16 protein-coding genes and 2 tRNA genes are annotated in these 16324 nt (G+C 37.3%); 3 read left to right on the top strand and 15 right to left on the bottom strand.

Annotation, left to right across the window (positions count from 1 at the left end; all coding sequences use genetic code 11):
• Positions 1 to 70: 70 nt before the first annotated feature.
• From EA772_RS06825 to EA772_RS06780, 9 genes are all read right to left on the bottom strand, one after another.
• On the bottom strand, positions 71 to 1786 hold the full coding sequence (locus tag EA772_RS06825) for a hypothetical protein (RefSeq protein ID WP_124912034.1): 1716 nt from the start codon (positions 1784 to 1786) through the stop codon (positions 71 to 73).
• A 78-nt stretch (positions 1787 to 1864) separates the two neighbouring features.
• Complete coding sequence (locus tag EA772_RS06820) at positions 1865 to 2764, bottom strand: PstS family phosphate ABC transporter substrate-binding protein (RefSeq protein ID WP_124912032.1); 900 nt, start codon at positions 2762 to 2764, stop codon at positions 1865 to 1867.
• A 243-nt stretch (positions 2765 to 3007) separates the two neighbouring features.
• Positions 3008 to 3829 (bottom strand): energy transducer TonB, encoded by an 822-nt coding sequence (locus EA772_RS06810; protein WP_010601911.1) that lies wholly within the window; start codon positions 3827 to 3829, stop codon positions 3008 to 3010.
• An 18-nt stretch (positions 3830 to 3847) separates the two neighbouring features.
• Entirely contained in the window at positions 3848 to 4354 is a 507-nt protein-coding gene (locus EA772_RS06805) for a biopolymer transporter ExbD (RefSeq protein ID WP_010601912.1), read from the bottom strand.
• 3 nt (positions 4355 to 4357) lie between these two features.
• Positions 4358 to 4972: a biopolymer transporter ExbD gene (locus tag EA772_RS06800; protein ID WP_010601913.1), complete on the bottom strand. Its 615-nt coding sequence runs from the start codon at positions 4970 to 4972 to the stop codon at positions 4358 to 4360.
• Between the two features lie 74 nt (positions 4973 to 5046).
• Positions 5047 to 5877, bottom strand: a complete 831-nt coding sequence (locus EA772_RS06795; RefSeq protein ID WP_010601914.1) for a MotA/TolQ/ExbB proton channel family protein — start codon at positions 5875 to 5877, stop codon at positions 5047 to 5049.
• A 297-nt stretch (positions 5878 to 6174) separates the two neighbouring features.
• Complete coding sequence (pckA, locus tag EA772_RS06790; RefSeq protein WP_124912030.1) at positions 6175 to 7770, bottom strand: phosphoenolpyruvate carboxykinase (ATP); 1596 nt, start codon at positions 7768 to 7770, stop codon at positions 6175 to 6177.
• Between the two features lie 231 nt (positions 7771 to 8001).
• Positions 8002 to 8352, bottom strand: a complete 351-nt coding sequence (locus EA772_RS06785) for a translation initiation factor (protein ID WP_124912028.1) — start codon at positions 8350 to 8352, stop codon at positions 8002 to 8004.
• 36 nt (positions 8353 to 8388) lie between these two features.
• Complete coding sequence (locus EA772_RS06780; RefSeq protein ID WP_246834059.1) at positions 8389 to 9270, bottom strand: diacylglycerol kinase family protein; 882 nt, start codon at positions 9268 to 9270, stop codon at positions 8389 to 8391.
• Between the two features lie 218 nt (positions 9271 to 9488).
• On the opposite strand from EA772_RS06780, the gene metK reads away from it, so the two are divergent.
• On the top strand, positions 9489 to 10775 hold the full coding sequence (metK, locus tag EA772_RS06775) for a methionine adenosyltransferase (RefSeq protein ID WP_124912024.1): 1287 nt from the start codon (positions 9489 to 9491) through the stop codon (positions 10773 to 10775).
• Positions 10776 to 10844: 69 nt separating this feature from the next.
• Here the strand turns inward: metK and EA772_RS06770 are convergent, their stop codons facing one another.
• Together EA772_RS06770 and EA772_RS06765 are read right to left on the bottom strand one after the other, a co-directional pair.
• Complete coding sequence (locus EA772_RS06770) at positions 10845 to 11375, bottom strand: biopolymer transporter ExbD (RefSeq protein ID WP_124912022.1); 531 nt, start codon at positions 11373 to 11375, stop codon at positions 10845 to 10847.
• 96 nt (positions 11376 to 11471) lie between these two features.
• Positions 11472 to 12005: a superoxide dismutase family protein gene (locus EA772_RS06765; RefSeq protein WP_124912020.1), complete on the bottom strand. Its 534-nt coding sequence runs from the start codon at positions 12003 to 12005 to the stop codon at positions 11472 to 11474.
• Positions 12006 to 12119: 114 nt separating this feature from the next.
• On the opposite strand from EA772_RS06765, the gene EA772_RS06760 reads away from it, so the two are divergent.
• A complete protein-coding gene (locus tag EA772_RS06760) occupies positions 12120 to 12467 on the top strand; it encodes a hypothetical protein (protein ID WP_010602098.1) in 348 nt (115 codons plus the stop codon).
• Between the two features lie 116 nt (positions 12468 to 12583).
• On the top strand, positions 12584 to 13435 hold the full coding sequence (locus tag EA772_RS06755) for a DMT family transporter (RefSeq protein ID WP_124912018.1): 852 nt from the start codon (positions 12584 to 12586) through the stop codon (positions 13433 to 13435).
• Positions 13436 to 13517: 82 nt separating this feature from the next.
• Here EA772_RS06755 and EA772_RS06750 read toward each other — a convergent pair.
• The 4 genes from EA772_RS06750 to EA772_RS06735 form a co-directional block, all read right to left on the bottom strand.
• Positions 13518 to 13591, bottom strand: a tRNA-Asp gene (locus EA772_RS06750).
• A 227-nt stretch (positions 13592 to 13818) separates the two neighbouring features.
• A tRNA-Asp gene (locus tag EA772_RS06745) sits at positions 13819 to 13892 on the bottom strand.
• A 102-nt stretch (positions 13893 to 13994) separates the two neighbouring features.
• The gene (prfA, locus tag EA772_RS06740; protein WP_010599269.1) at positions 13995 to 15068 is read right to left on the bottom strand and encodes a peptide chain release factor 1; all 1074 of its coding nucleotides are present in this window, start codon (positions 15066 to 15068) and stop codon (positions 13995 to 13997) included.
• A 435-nt stretch (positions 15069 to 15503) separates the two neighbouring features.
• Positions 15504 to 16244 carry a UDP-2,3-diacylglucosamine diphosphatase gene (locus tag EA772_RS06735; protein ID WP_124912016.1) on the bottom strand — a complete coding sequence of 247 codons (741 nt, stop codon included), beginning with the start codon at positions 16242 to 16244 and terminating at the stop codon, positions 15504 to 15506.
• Between the last annotated feature and the right edge of the window lie 80 nt (positions 16245 to 16324).

Below are 16324 nucleotides of genomic sequence, written 5' to 3'. Positions count from 1 at the left end.
TGATGCAAAAGTAAAAGAAAAAGGCAGAGTAACCAAACTCTGCCTTTTCTAAATTATTTAACTGTGATCACTATTTACCTTTTCCTTTTGGAGCTGGCGCTGATAATTCTTTTAATTTAGCTGCAGCGAAAGTTCCGGTTGGATAAACTGCTACACTTTTATCAAAATATTCTTTAGCCTTTGCCTTATCAGTATTGAAATAATATCCACCTAAATTATCATATGCTTCAGATAACTTTTTAGCGTTTGGTGTTACCAATTCAGGTTTTGCTGTTACTTTTTCAATAAATGTTTCGAAGTGAGGAACCATCAAACCTTTTGGTGCTTTCTCATCGTCAAGCAAGCTGTTTACACGAGCTCTGTATAGGTAAGCATCTGTAGTTTCTGGAGCAAGCTGAGCTACCTTTGCGATAGCAGAATCTGCTTTCACCAAAAGATCTTTCGAAGGATTTTTCTTAGCTGAATACTGTGTTGCATAATCAAAGTAATAAGCTAATCCATCATAAAAGTAACTGTATAAAACACCTTTTGCATTTGGATTTGCTGCAATTACTTTATCGTAGATTTTTGCTGATTGAGCATATTTCTTAGCGTCAAAGTAGGTTTTAGCAACCTCTGCTAAAGCATCAGTATTAGTTGAATCTTTTTCAACAGCTTTAGTTATATTGGTTAAAGCTAAACTATCTTGTCCTGATTTTAATTGCGCTTTACCTAAATATAAATAATCTAATGCAATAATTCTATTTGGATCTTTTTCTTTAGCAAAGAACTCGTTCATGCTTGATAGCGCTACCGGATAGTTTTTATTTTCATAAGCAGCCCAGCCTTTCATTCTAGACACTACTGCATTTTTTGGATCATTTGCAGGCGCTTGAATACTTGATGCTACTTGCTCTAAGCTTGGATAATCTTTAGCGTAGAATAAAAATTGAGCGTAGCGTAATTGAGATTCTAACGACTTGTCAGTCAAATCCATATATTTTTTATAGTTCTCAATTGCTTTTTTCGCTTTTGCCTGGTCGGTACCAAAACTACTCCATTGTAAATAAAGCTCGCCTAGCTCACGATAAGCCGGACCGTAGTTTGCATCAGCAGCAATTACGTCTAGCAACTCTTTTTCACCTTCAGCAAAAGCTCTAGATTCTTTGTACATTTTACCAATTTGCGTTTTTGCTCTGCGATTGTTTGGATCAACATCATTTACACGCATATATGGGCCTAATGCTTCAGAATTTTTTTTCTGTAATGCATAAGCATCTCCTAAAGCTAAAAATACTTCTGCGTCTTTATCTTTAGAATCTAATTCATCAGCTTTATTAATATTGGCTAAAGCATTAGTGAAATCTGGTTTCGAAACATCATCACTTGGTTTATCTTGAGCTAAATATGCCTTACCGATTTCCAGATAAGTTTTGTAATTCTTTTTATCCATCTCGATAGCCTTATCGAAATTAGTTTTTGCTGAAGTTGGATTGTTAGACAACATATCAGCCTCACCTAAACCAATTAAGTTAAGATTATTTTTAGCATCAGCAGCTATACCGCGGGTGAACACAGCACGAGCTGAATCGATATAACCCGTTTTTAAATAAACCAAACCAAGATTATAAAAATTATCGCCATTTGAAGCTTGTGAGCTTACCAATGATTTAAGCATTGATGATGCTTTTTGATACTGTTCAGCGTCAATGGCTTTTTTCGCGTCATTTAAATTTTGAGCAAAAACTGCAGAACCCATCAACACCAAACCTACATTTAAGGTTATTGCTTTCTTTGAAATTTTCATCGGATATTCTGTTTTTTTTTAATTAAAATGAAGTGTCTTTTAGATTACTTCGTGGTTCAATTTATAATTTGTTATTTATTACTCTTTTGTCAGGTTAATTTGCCTTGGCATCAACTTGTGTGGACCTAGTCCAGATTTAAGTACAATCAATTGCCCTCGCTGACTCCTTAACCATGTTGCAAATCCTGTGCCTAAACCGTCTCTACCCTCGCAATCAATAATATTTACGTTTCTTAAGAACGGATAGACTCCATTGATTAAATTATCTTGAGTCGGAAGATAAAATTTATCATCGCCAACTTTACCTTTCAAGTTTTTTACGCCTAGCATTTTAACCTTCGAGAGGTATTCAACTAGTTTTGTATTTCTGTCAGAAACCCAATCTACGCCCAAAATACCAATAAAATTTTTATCTTCTGCTATAAATTTAATAACTTCTGAACTCGAATTTTTTGAATAAACACCTTGAGCTGGGAACTGACTGATATTTGCCAATTGCTTAAGATATTGGAAAGTACTTGAATAAGCGTTATCAAAAACCAATTTCTTTCCTGAGTTTTTCCCTTGTAATATATCGATAACTTCTTTAACGGTAATCGTGCTATCAATATTGTCTTTATTGGTAATTAATGCAATTCCATCAACAGCAAAACGGGTTGAGTTTATTCTGATTCCTCTTTGCGTATAATATTTTTCTTCTGCTTTAGTTAAAAGGCGTGGCATTATAATCACACGAACGCTATCATTTAAAAATGCAGGTGTAATTTTTTCTTCAGGCTTAACTGTAGTTTCAAACTTTGCTTTAGGATAATCCAGACTAAAGATATCTATCTGCTCCTGAACAATGGGGCTTACGCTTTCATCGATCAAAATCTTCAGAGTACCGCTCGTACGTGTTTCTTCTACTTTACCGGATTTCTCTTTTCTTTTGCAAGCAACAAAGGCGATTAGAATGAATATATAAAGAAAGTTTCTCATTATAAGTTTTTAGTCTCGCCTTCCAAGACTGAGTAATCTGATGAAAGCATAAAAAATTAAAAAGATTCCGATTGCAATGCGGCCCCATGCCGGAATGAAATTAAACCTGGAAGCTAATGGTGCCCAGAAGATGAATGCAAGACCCATTGCCACATAAAGCACAAACATGACTAGGCCTAAAATGAGCAAAAACCGCTGTTTAGGCGATTTTTGCTTAAAAATATCAAAATTTAACATTTACGATTAGTTCAATGTAAAGTTAACGTTGATGTTATATTTTACCCTTACTGGCTTACCATTTTGGATACCTGGGTTCCAACGTGGACTAGCCTTCAATACACGGATTGCTTCTTCATCAGTTCCGCTACCCAAACCGCGGGTAACCTGGATATCTGTTAATTTACCGTCCTTTTCAACAACGAAAGATAAAAATACTTTACCCTGAACGTTATTTTCCTGTGCCATTGGCGGGTATTTAATTGCTCCACCTAGATACTTGTAGAACTTTGCAATACCACCTGGGTATTCAGGTTGCTTTTCAATACTAACGAAGTCATAAACTTTGTTATCATCTACAGCAACAACTGCTTCTTGCTTAGGCCCTTCGCCAACCGGCTCTGCAATTCTGATATCAGCAGTTGGATCACCTTTGATATCACGCTGACCTGGATCAGCTTCTTTCAGCTTTTCAACGGTTGGTGGCTCCTCATCACGTACCTGCTCATCTGGCTTTACGATTGGAGGCGGCATTTTTACCTGGTCCACTTTTGGTGGCGGTGGCTCCACTGGTGGTGGAGGTGGTGTTTCTGGATTAACTGGGGGCGGTGGAGCGATCACAACCTCTTTTGCCTTTTCTACTACTTCTTCTGTATCCATTGATCCTTTAATAAGGCCATAGATTTTAGGAGCAAAGAAAAATGCAAGAAAGACGATCGAACCAATAATTAATGCCCGAGAGGTATTGGCCCCGTTGGTTTTACGCAACTGGTAGGCACCGTAGTTTTTGTTTTTACCTTCAAAAACCACTTCAATCCACTGTCTTCTTAATATATCTAACTTTGACATGGTTACTGATTTAACATTTTATAAAATACCTTGTGATTTCATTGATTCCTTTTCGCTATCAAGGATATTGTCATCATCAATCTGACGAACTTTAACCTTTAATATCTCCAATTCATCCATAATATCAACAAAGTTTTTGAAGTTAGAACCGCTTGTTGGCTTCACCAACACCACGAACTCGCCCTTCACACCAGATGCATCTGCAACTTTTCTATTTTCGATGATCGATTTTTCAACTTGTGATAAATTTTCATAAGTTGGAGCTGTTGCACCAGCTTCTCCCATGTACCATGCTACCTTATCGTTTTTACCTAATAAAATAGTCATCGTTTTAGAAGCTTTCAGTTCCAATCTATTGTCTTTATTGTTATCATCCTTATCTGGCTTCACAATATCCATTGCCTGAGGCGTTGAAATTGATGTAGTTAAGATAAAGAATGTTACCAAAAGGAACATTAAATCTACCATCGGCGTCATATCGACTCTTGGCGTGGCTTTCTTCCCGCCTGTGTTTAATTCTGCCATTTCTTATTTTCTTCTAGCTTCTGCATTAGTAACCAATAAAAATTTGTTTACTTTTTGCTTCTGCAATACATCAATAATTTTTTTCACTACCGGATATTCTTCTTTTGAATCTCCTTTAATACTTACACGCATTGGCTGTGAATTAACCTCAGCTGTAGCGGTACGAGCTTGTAAAACCCATGAGTTCAACTGATTGTCAGTAGAATCGGTAGGAATTCCAGTTTGAACTCCTGGTTTCATACGCTCACCTCCATCTAATGCTAAGAACGATTTTAAGCCTGAAACAGGAACACCAAACGAAGCCACTAATGAGAATTTTTTAACTTCCTCTGGCGTAAAGCTGATGTTATACTGCTGTCCGATTAACTCTAAGGTTCTAGCCTTTACTTTCTGGCCTGCCACTTCGAAAAAAACTTTACCCTGACCAATGGTTAAAATTGCATTGTTTTCTACCGGCACCTTAAATTCATACGTTGATGAAGGAGTAGATACCGCCAGAGGCTCAGGTTGTTTCGCCGTAGCAGTTAATATGAAGAACGTCAGTAACAGTGCAGCTACGTCGCACATGGCGGTCATATCTGTTACGGTACTGGTTCTTTTAACTTTAATTCTAGGCATAATATTTTAACTTTTTAATAATGATGATCTTTTTTCCGGTTTTCCATAAAGCCGGTAAAAATATTTTCAAAATATTATTTATGCGAACTAGCGTAAGTTTGAACGATGCTGAATCCAGCCTCATCAATTGCGTAAGTTAACTTGTCGATTTTAGAAGTTAACACGTTATACATGATAATTGCTAAAGTAGATACACCGATACCAGTCATCGTGTTGATCAAGGCCTCAGAGATACCTACTGCTAATGCTGATTGATCTGGAGCACCAGAGTTTGCTAAACCGGCGAATGCACGGATCATACCTGTTACTGTACCTAATAAACCGATCAAAGTACCGATTGATACTAATGTTGCAATGATTGTTAAATTTTGCTCTAACATTGGCATTTCTAAAGCAGTAGCTTCTTCAACTTCTTTTTGAATGGCAACGATTGATTGCTCTACGTCTAAGTTAGTATCAGCTTCAACTTCGCTATATTTTTTCAAACCAGATTTGATTACGTTAGCAACAGATCCTTGTTGTTTGTCACACTCCGCTTTAGCAGCTTCGATGTTACCAGCGTTTAATAAACCTTTTACTTTAATGATAAAAGTATCTAAGCTTGATTTACCACTTGCTTTACCAATAACGATTAAACGCTCAATAGAGAATACAATTGTAGTTAATAACAACCCGATCAAAATCGCAACAATTGGACCTCCTTTGTAAGCTGTACCTGGATAGTTGTTTGGTAATGGTAAATTTTCGTTGTTGTTGTCGATAAAGTTTGCTGGATCTCCTAATACAAATCTCCAAATGATAAAGCCGATTACAATACAAATAGGAATTACTAATGTTGCAAAAACATTTGAAGCACTTGAAGAGCTCTCTTTTTTAACAGTTGTTGGTTTTGGTGCGTTTGCCATTTTTTTTAATTTTTAGTTTTAGTTCTTGTTTTTAATTTTTAGCTGTTTTTACTTTTGTACTACACACAACGATTGTTATCTGATTTTGTTGCGAAAAACAAATTTATAAATTGATTTTAAATTACAAATTAATAAATCAATAAACAATCAAATCGTTACTTAAGATTTAGTTTACGGTAACCATAAAGGGTGTATAACAAAAGAATTGCCTCAGCAGGAGGCAATTCTTTCACAATAAAAACTAAAAAAAAATCTAATTGCAAATTTTTTGCTCAAAAAATGCATTTTAAACCTGATTTAACACAATTTTAACTCTTCTTGGTGTATTTTTGACACTTTCGGTTGTTCGAATTGTTTAAAGTTTTCTGCAAAGGCATTGGCTAACTCATACGCCTTAATAAAATACTCTTCCTGGTTGCTCCATGTTTTTGAAGGGTCTAGAATTTCATCCGGTACGTTAGGGCAATGTAAAGGAATCATTAACTTAAATACATGGTGCATTTTATAGTGATTATGATCTAAATCGCCATTTAAAGCTGCAGTAATCATGGCTCTGGTATAACTCAATTTCATGCGTTTTCCAACACCATAGGGGCCTCCGCTCCAACCGGTATTTACCAGCCAAACGTTAACCTGATGCACTTTCATCTTTTCACCTAATAATTCTGCGTATTTGGAGGGATGCAATGGCAAGAAGGCTTTTCCAAAACAAGCCGAAAAGGTGAGTTGTGGTTCAGTGATGCCCGCCTCGGTACCCGCAACTTTGGCTGTATAGCCACTCATGAAATGAAACATGGCCTGTTCTACATTTAATTTCGAAATTGGAGGAAGTACGCCAAAAGCATCAGCAGTTAAAAAGAAAATATTTTTCGGAACTGAAGCTACAGAAGGTATTATGGCATTATCAATATACTCTAACGGATAAGCAACTCTTGTATTTTCTGTCTTTTGAATATTGGAGTAATCTACATCTTTAGTTCCTTTATGAAAGTTGATATTCTCCAAAAGTGCACCAAATTTAATTGCTTTATGTATTTGTGGTTCTTTTTCTGCCGTTAGATCAACACATTTTGCATAACATCCTCCTTCAAAATTAAAAACTGAATCTTTTCCCCAGCCATGCTCATCATCACCAATTAAACTCCGGTTAGGGTCTGCTGATAATGTTGTTTTGCCCGTTCCTGACAAACCAAAAAATATGGCTGTATCCCCGTCTTTACCAACATTGGCAGCGCAATGCATTGAAAGTGTATTTCTGTAAGTAGGTAGAATAAAGTTAAGCACAGAAAAAATTCCTTTCTTAATTTCGCCTGTATAACCTGTTCCACCAACTAAAATCATTTTTTTTGTGAAATTGAGGATCGAAAAGTTTTCCTGACGGGTACCGTCTATCAAAGGGTCTGCTAAAAAGCCAGGTGCAGCAATAATGGTCCATTCGGGCGTAGCACCCAGGCTATCGCTATCTTTTCGGATAAAAAGGTTATTGGCAAAAAGGTTTTGATAGGCGGTTTCAGTAACTACTCTTATCGAAATGGAATAGTCAGGATCTGCACAGGCAGTGGCATCACGAACATAAATTTTTTTATCCTTAAGATAGTTTGTCATCTTCGTAAATAACTGATCGAAATGGGCAGGACTTATTTTGATGTTCACATCGCCCCACCAAACGGTTCGCTCAGTTACTTCATCGTTAACGATAAATCTGTCTTTTGGAGAACGCCCTGTAAATTTACCAGTATCTACAGCTAAAGCGCCTGAAGATGCCAATGTGCCTTCTTTATTTAATAAGGCTTCATCAATTAACTCCATTGGAGACAATTGGTACATTACGGCATTGTTTTCACCCAGATTCAGATAGCCCAAATCTGGTACATGCAGTTTTTTTTTGCTCATAACAATAAGTTAGTTAGTAAAGCAAAGGTAAAGAGATCTAAACGAAAAAAACTAGCATTAAGACGTAATAATTTACATATTGTAGCAATTACACTAATATGTAAATTATTTATTTACAGATATTTACAAGGTTTTTTACAGGGTAAAAAAAATTAAAAAATTACACTAAGATAAAATCTGAATCATGGCGTAATGTGATATTATTAGCCATAACAGCATACCTCAATCTCATTAACCCCCAGCCTTTTTTACTTTGTAACCGTCTTTTTGAAGGATGCCCAATATTTTGTCTCTCACATCGCCCTGAATCATAATTTCTCCATCTTTAACTGATCCACCAACGCCACATTTCGTTTTTAGCATTTTACCCAGAATATCAAGGTCATCTTGTTTTCCTTTAAAACCTGTTATGAGTGTAACGGCTTTACCTCCCCTGTTTTTTTTATCGAGCATTACCCTTAGATCTTGCTGATTATTTGGGGGCGTTGTAGTATCATCAACCTCTTCATGATATTCAAATTCCGGATTTGTAGAATACATGATTCCACCCAAATCGCTAAGGCTGTTTTTCTTCGGCTTCATATTACAAAGTTATTGAGGTAAACTGAGGAAACGAAATTAAGGAACAATAACTTTAAGTGAAAGCGGACTGATATTGATTTCAATTTCTGCGCCCATTTGAAGGGGTTCACCGTCAACATGAACCGGACCAGCGTGTTCCCTCTGGATTTTTATATTTTTACCCCTTATGATTTCGATCATATCAGAGGTTTCTGCTGTGCCCTTTAACATGATGTAACTCAAAACGGGCAATTTCAAAATGGAAAACGGCTTAATAATACAAACATCGAGCAAACCATCTTTTACAGAAGCATTAGGTGAGATATAAACATCATTGCCATACTGCGAAGAGTTTGCAACACTAACTGCAAAAGCTTTTCTTTTATAGTCTATACCATCAATATGAATCAGATATTGCTCTGCTTTGTAATTGAAAACTTCCTGAAAACCCAATTTAACATAACCGGCCAACCCACGCTTTTTATCTTTTGAAAATGCGGAACTTAGATGCGCATCGAAACCCATACCAGCCAGGTTAAAAAAGCATTTGTTGTTAAATTCAGCAGTATCTATGCGGTCAACTTTGAAGGCATTGATCGCTAATATGGCGTGACGAAGGTTTTTAGGTATATTCAAAAATCTCGCCAATCCATTCCCAGAGCCAAGCGGTAACACACCCAATACAATGTTGTGCTTTAAAACTTTTGTAGCCACTTCATTGATGGTTCCATCGCCACCAGCCGCCACAATTACATCAAAGTTTTTTGATGCAGCCTCATCTGCTAATTCGGAAGCGTGCCCCACATATTCGGTGAAAACAAAATTGGCATTGAACTTTTCCTTATCTAAATATTTATCGATAAAATCGGGAATACGCAATTTACCCCTACCGCCTGAAATGGGGTTAATAATGAAGAGAATATTAGTCTTTGTGTGCAAAGTGTAAGAATGAAAGCACAAAATAATCTATAATTTTTGAAATAAAGAAAATATGCTAATTTTGCAAGCATTAAAAGTGGATTGATTTGCTATCCCGATCATCGGGACCGGATTGCAACCACTTAAAAAAATTGCTAATACCTCTTTCCATCAAATTAAAACCTGTTCAAAGGGTTTGGCAATGATTACCTTATTTATTTATCACTAATATTTAATAAATGTCGTATTTATTTACATCAGAATCTGTATCTGAAGGCCATCCAGATAAAATTGCCGATCAAATCTCGGATGCATTAATTGATAACTTTTTAGCTTTTGACGCAGACTCCAAAGTAGCTTGTGAAACTTTAGTAACCACCGGACAAGTAATTTTGGCTGGAGAAGTAAAGTCAAAAACTTACTTAGATGTTCAACAAATTGCTCGTGATGTAATCAAGAAAATTGGTTACACCAAAAGCGAATATATGTTTGAAGCAAATTCTTGTGGTATATTATCAGCCATTCATGAGCAATCTCAAGATATTAACCAAGGTGTAGATAAAAGTAATAAAGAGGAGCAAGGTGCCGGCGACCAGGGTATGATGTTTGGCTATGCAACAAACGAAACTGAAAATTATATGCCACTGGCGCTTGATTTATCTCATGCTTTGCTTAGAGAACTGGCTACTTTAAGAAGAGAGAATGCAGAAATCGGCTACTTACGTCCGGATGCAAAATCTCAGGTTACTCTGGAATATTCTGATGATAATCAGCCACAACGCATTGATGCAATTGTAATTTCAACGCAACACGATGATTTTATAAAGCCTGCATCTGATTCGAGAGCAGATAAAGACGCTGCAAATGATGAAATGTTAACCAAAATTAAAAGTGATTTAGTTTCAATTTTAATTCCAAGAGTTAAAGCAAAATACCCGCAGTATGCACATTTATTTAACGATGACATCACTTATCACATCAATCCAACTGGAGTATTTGTGATCGGTGGTCCGCATGGCGATACTGGTTTAACCGGAAGAAAAATTATTGTTGATACCTATGGCGGTAAAGGCGCACATGGTGGTGGCGCTTTTTCTGGTAAAGATCCAAGTAAGGTAGATAGAAGTGCTGCTTATGCAACACGTCATATTGCTAAAAACCTGGTTGCAGCTGGCTTATGCGATGAAGTTTTGGTCCAGGTTTCTTATGCAATTGGGGTTGCTAAACCAACATCAATTAATGTTGTAACTTATGGAACTTCGAAAGTAAATCTAACAGACGGCGAAATCAGTAAAAAAGTTGAATCAATTTTTGATATGCGCCCTTACTTCATCGAACAGAGATTAAAGTTAAGAAACCCAATTTATAGCGAAACTGCGGCTTATGGCCACATGGGCAGAACACCTGAAACTGTAAACAAAACTTTCAAAAACCCTTACGGTGAAGAAAAAACAGTTAGTGTTGAGCTGTTTACCTGGGAGAAACTGGATTATGTAGATCAGGTAAAATCTGCTTTCGGAATTTAATTTTTTCTATGTAAGTAAAAAGCTTCCTGATTATAAACAGGAAGCTTTTTTAGTTTGCGATTAAAACAGTTATAAACCTCTTGCCTTCATAAAATCTTTTTCTGATGATGAAATATTTTGATCATCAATACTATATGATTTTATGCCAGCAATTTTCATTTCATCAATTACATCCACAAAGTTTTGAAATTTAGCTGTTTCTGTTGGTTTGATAATTACGATCATGTATTTTGAAGGATTGTTTCCGTGTGCCTTTTCTACACGGATTTTATTAGCTGCGATTTCTGCTGGAAGATTTGTAATGGTAGTAGTCTGCATTTCGGCATCCTCAGTTGTACCCAGATAACATACCGCCTTATTATTCTTTCCAAGTAAAACCGTCATTGTTCTGGAGGCAGGGTAATTCATGGTACAATGATCACATTGATCGGGTTTGGCAATGTCTGCTGCATTTAAGGTACCAAGCGATGTGGTGAGCATGAAAAATGTGGTAAGCAAGAACATCAGATCAACCATTGCGGTTAAATCTACCCGAGGAGCGGTTTTGCTCATTCTTCCTTTTGTGGCCTTGCCACGCTGCGATTCATTTAAAGTTGCCATATGATTTAGGTTTTTTAATCATGATGAAAGCATTAAATAAATTGCATAAAAAAAGGCGATTAAAATTTAATCGCCTGACTTAATAGGTTAAAAAATCTATTTTACAGCTTCAATCACACCACAACCAACTCTCGGACCAGAATTTCCTGTAGGTTGTGTTTTATAGTCATCGGTACCTCCATGTACAATAATTCCTCTTCCAATTATATTTTTAACATCACCATCCTGTACACTCCATCGATCTGTAGTAATTGAAATTTTTGCTTCACCTTTGGAATCTAATTTAATATTACCGATATCACCGCTGTGGTATGCCCCAGAATCCCATTTGCCATGGTTTTCATTTGTTGGATTCCAATGGCCATGTGTATTTTCACCCATATCGCCACAGTCGCCATGTTCATGAAAATGAACTGCAACATTACTATCTGCTCTTGATGCAAATTTTAATTCGAGATCCATTTTAATTTTTCCATCACTTAATCCATAAAATGTAGCGGTTCCAACGCTTTTCGATTGATCCGCAGTTTCGGCCAAGTTTGCCGTAGCAAGTTTACTTTCCTTTTGACCACAAGCACTTAAAAATGCAACACTAGCAATAGCTAATCCTAAAAAATATTTTTTCATCATCTTAAATTTAGTTTAACAAGAAACACATTGACAATCATTTGGTTTGATTTTATAATCGCCACATTAAAACCATTTAAGAAACAGCTTGTTTAAATAGTATAAAATCATATAACTATGGAACAGCCAATTGCAATGAACACTTTGAGTCAAATTTTGGAGAAATTGAGGCTGAAAGGAAAAGATAATGAATTAAAGATGTCAGATCACGGCAAAATGCAAAGTAAATCTTTAGGCAACATTTACAAACCTGAAGATTTAACAATTGTAAAAACTTATAGATTTGAGGGTGATTCTGATCCTGCAGACAACTCGGTTCTTTACCTGGTAGAAGATAAAGATAAAAATATAGGATACATTCTGGATGCTTACGGCATTTATTCTGACAATCTAGGTTCGGGATTTGATGATTTTCTTAAAAAAATCCCAACTGAAAATAGGGATGAACAAGAGCTATTTTGCTAAGAAATCTTAAATACATTTAAAGAGGCCCGGGAAAATTCCGGGCCTCTTTTACTTTAATAATTTAGTAACATTTTCCCGCTTCAGAATATGTAGTTTTGTGATCATCTCCCAACTGCATGAAGATCAAAATAAACTTACCACCTGTTCCAGCCGTTTTATTATCTATTATAAGTGTGCAGTGTGGAGCCGCGATTGCAAAAGGTCTTTTCCCCGAAATAGGTGCTGCTGCTACCGCATCACTAAGAATAGGTTTATCTGCAATCATACTGTTGGCGGCCTTTCGCCCTAACTTAACCAAGCTTAATGCTAAGCAGTGGAAATATGTAATACTTTACGGCTTATCACTAGGCGCCATGAACATGGTTTTCTACATGGCAATCGAACGAATTCCGATCGGGCTTGGCGTAACACTGGAGTTTGTAGGCCCCCTGCTATTGGCCATCTTCAGTTCTAAAAAAGCGATTGATTTTATCTGGATAGTTTTGGCTGCAATAGGTATCGCCCTTATTGCACCCTGGACAAGCAATGGATTAAACCTGACGGGTGTTTTGCTGGCTTTGTTGGCCGGAGGTTTTTGGGCTGCTTATATCATTTTAGGTGGGAGAATATCTAAAATTATGAAGGGTGGTGAAGCAGTAGCTGTGGGTATGTTATTTGCTACGCTTCTGATTCTTCCCTTCGGGATCTTCAGCGGAGGATTAAATCAGTTGTCTCCGAAACTCTTAGGTTTAGGTGCATCGCTTGCCCTTTTATCAAGCGCCATCCCTTTTACTTTGGAAATAAATGCACTGAAACAACTTCCAGCCAGAACATTTAGCATCCTGATGAGTCTCGAACCTGCCATGGCTGCATTGGCTGCATTTGTATTTTTGCAAGAGTACTTATCATTAACCGAGTGCATTGCTGTTGCCTGTGTTGTAATTGCCTCAGCTGGCTCAGCAATAACAGCAAAGAGATCTAAGGTGTAGTCTTCAAGAAAGGGCAATATTTAAACCTATAGTTCCCGAAAAACAAAAAAGCCTTAACTTTTCTAAGTCAAGGCTTCGTTTGCGGAATGGACGGGACTCGAACCCGCGACCTCCTGCGTGACAGGCAGGCATTCTAACCAGCTGAACTACCACTCCCTTTGTTCCCTTTAAAGTTTGAACCTCTTTCCTCTTTCGAGGTTGCAAATATAGCCACTATATTTAGTTTATCCTTATCTAAAGCGAGTATTTCTTTTTCAAACACGTAACTACCTGAATACCATTTAAAATATTTTTTACTCGAAGGATTTGAATGATTAAGCACGATGACATCAATCGGTAGAAAACAAAAAAGCCTTAACTTCTACAAGTTAAGGCTTCGTTTGCGGAATGGACGGGACTCGAACCCGCGACCTCCTGCGTGACAGGCAGGCATTCTAACCAGCTGAACTACCACTCCTTTTGTTCACTTTAAAGTTTGAACCTCTTTCCTCTTTCGAGGTTGCAAATATAGAGACAATATCTTTATTTGCAAATTTTATTTTAAAATAATTGTAACCAATTAATTACCAGCGCCTTCTTGCATCTTCTCCGCATTTTCCGCAAACTGAAGTGCATCTATAATTTCCTGAATCTCTCCATCCATGATGGTTGGAAGATTATACATCGTTAATCCAATACGATGTTCGGTAACACGCCCTTGCGGATAATTGTAGGTTCTGATTTTTGCCGAACGATCTCCTGTAGACACCATTGTTTTACGTTTAGCAGCAATATCGCCATTTTTTTTCTGCAACTCAATATCGTATAACTTACTGCGCAACATTTCCATTGCAATTACACGGTTACCCAATTGCGAACGCTCTTGCTGACAAACCACTACTATTCCGGATGGTTTGTGGGTTAACTGTACTTTGGTTTCTACCTTATTTACGTTCTGTCCACCTGCACCACCAGACCGTGAAGTCTGCAATTCAATATCAGCTGGGTTGATATACAAATCAATCTCTTCAGCTTCTGGTAAAACCGCAACTGAAGCTGCCGAGGTATGTACACGACCCTGCGTTTCGGTATCAGGAACACGTTGAACACGGTGCACACCACTTTCATATTTCAACTGACCATAAACATCATCGCCGCTAACTTTCAAAATCACCTCTTTGTAACCACCAGCAGTTCCTTCCGTAACATCAACCGTTTCTACTCTCCAGCCTTTGGTTTCAAAATAGCGGGTATACATGCGGTATAAATCGCCTGCAAACAGAGCAGCCTCATCTCCACCTGTACCGCCACGGATTTCAAACACAGCGTTTTTAGCGTCTTCAGGATCTTTTGGAATTAACATTAAACGGATATTGCTTTCCATTTCTTCCTGTTGCTTCAGCAATAAATCCAGTTCTTCTTTTGCCATCTCACGCATTTCAGGATCTTTTTCAACCGCTAAAATTTCTTTGTTGGCGTCAATATTACTCATCACATTTTTGTAGATTTTATATTCGTCTACAATTTTGCCCAAGTCTTTATATTCTTTGTTTAAAGCCGCGAAACGCTTCATATCCTGAATTACATCCGGATTACTCAACGATTCTTCTACATCTTCCCAGCGCAGTTTTATAGCTTCTAATTTATCTAACATATTATTTTTTGTATTGAACTTCCCTGCATCCAGCGTTAGCTAAAATTTAAGGAAATGCGAAAATAAGGAAAAAAGCTGAATTTGTTTGAAACAGGCTTGTACAGATTAAAAGGTTTTGGAAATGAAAGGTGCTGAAATATGGCAGCCGACAGCCCCGCTAACGTTTCAAGTCCCGAAGAAAAATCGGGCGCTTTACACTTATATCGGGTTTAGGAACAAAGGTTAAATCCATGTTGAAACATTATAAGCATGGCAAACTAAAATAGCAGCAATAAACCGAGTGAATAAACGGGATTGAAATGGCAGCTCCCGATTTTTCATCGGGACTATAATGCAAAGCCCGACTTGCATTAACCTTGACCCCAGATTTGCTTTCCAAACGATCAACATACAAAGATGTCTACACTACAGGCGAGAGGACGACTTTCAAAAATTTTATTGAAAGTATTCCAACTTCAAATCAACTCCATCAAAAACACCATACGAATTGTAATTTAACCACTCACCGATGTTTACATAACGGCTTCCATTGCCCAAATCAATATCCAATGGCAAATGCCTGTGGCCAAAAATGAAGTAATCAAAATGCTGTTTTTGCAACTGCTCTTTGGCATAAATGGAGAGCCATTCTTTATCTTCCCCCAAAAAAACTTCTTTTTCGGTTTGCGCTGCCCTACTCCCCTGGCTCCATGCATTTGCAATGCCAATTCCGAAATTTGGATGCAAACGGGCAAATAACCACTGGCAAAGTTTACTTCTGAAAATCTTTCGTAAAAATTTGTACTTCGTATCCCCCGGCCCTAAACCATCGCCATGATGAAGGTAAAACCTCTTACCGTTTCGCTCAATTATCTTTTCATCGCTAATGATTTCCATCCCAATTTCTTGCGTAAAGTAATCGCGAACCCACATATCATGATTTCCTTTGAAGAAATAAATTTTGATTCCAGCATCGGCCATGGTGGCCAGTTTACCTTGCAAACGGATAAACCCTTTCGGAATTACTTTAGCATATTCAAACCAAAAATCGAAAATATCGCCCATTAAAAACAATTCGCTGCAAGTAGGCTCTATAAAATTTAACCAATTTACAATACGCTCTTCGCGGCCGCGACTTTCGTTGTAATTCGGCGTACCTAAGTGGAAATCAGAAGCGAAATAGATGTTTTTTGACATGTTCGGCTTCAAAGGTAGGGGAAAAAGTCCGAAGTCGGAAGTTAGAAGCCTGAAGTAAAATCAACAAAATTTTAATGGCT

It is taken from the genome of Pedobacter sp. G11 (genome assembly GCF_003860265.1).
Lineage (GTDB): Bacteria > Bacteroidota > Bacteroidia > Sphingobacteriales > Sphingobacteriaceae > Pedobacter > Pedobacter agri.
Note: the sequence above shows the minus strand (reverse complement) of the source record. Positions and strands in the feature narration are given on the sequence as shown.